At 57.4% G+C, this 711-nt stretch carries 1 rRNA gene; it reads left to right on the top strand.

Annotation, left to right across the window (positions count from 1 at the left end):
- Positions 1-711 (top strand): 23S ribosomal RNA (locus ACFQ4A_RS16380); the annotation flags it as partial.

Below are 711 nucleotides of genomic sequence, written 5' to 3'. Positions count from 1 at the left end.
CCAGCTTACGTGGAGGCACCCGTGGGATACCACCCTGGCTGTACGAACATTCTAACCCAGGACCGTGACCCGGTCCGGAGACAGTGTCAGGCAGGCAGTTTGACTGGGGCGGTCGCCTCCCAAAAGGTAACGGAGGCGCCCAAAGGTTCCCTCAGAATGGTTGGAAATCATTCGCAAGCGTGTAAAGGCAGAAGGGAGCTTGACTGCGAGACCTACAAGTCGAGCAGGGACGAAAGTCGGGCTTAGTGATCCGGTGGTTCCGCATGGAAGGGCCATCGCTCAACGGATAAAAGCTACCCCGGGGATAACAGGCTTATCTCCCCCAAGAGTTCACATCGACGGGGAGGTTTGGCACCTCGATGTCGGCTCATCGCATCCTGGGGCTGTAGTCGGTCCCAAGGGTTGGGCTGTTCGCCCATTAAAGCGGTACGCGAGCTGGGTTCAGAACGTCGTGAGACAGTTCGGTCCCTATCCGTCGTGGGCGCTGGAAGTCTGAGAGGAGCTGTCCTTAGTACGAGAGGACCGGGATGGACACACCGCTGGTGTACCAGTTGTTCCGCCAGGAGCATAGCTGGGTGGCTACGTGTGGTCAGGATAAGTGCTGAAAGCATCTAAGCATGAAGCCCCCCTCAAGATGAAACTTCCCATCACTTCAAGTGAGTAAGATCCCTCAGAGACGATGAGGTGGATAGGTCCGGGGTGGAAGCGTGG

This window comes from Lentibacillus salinarum, assembly GCF_042679865.1.
Classification (GTDB): domain Bacteria; phylum Bacillota; class Bacilli; order Bacillales; family Amphibacillaceae; genus Lentibacillus; species Lentibacillus salinarum.
The sequence above is the reverse complement of the archived record's forward strand: the minus strand, read 5'-3'. Positions and strand labels throughout refer to the sequence as shown.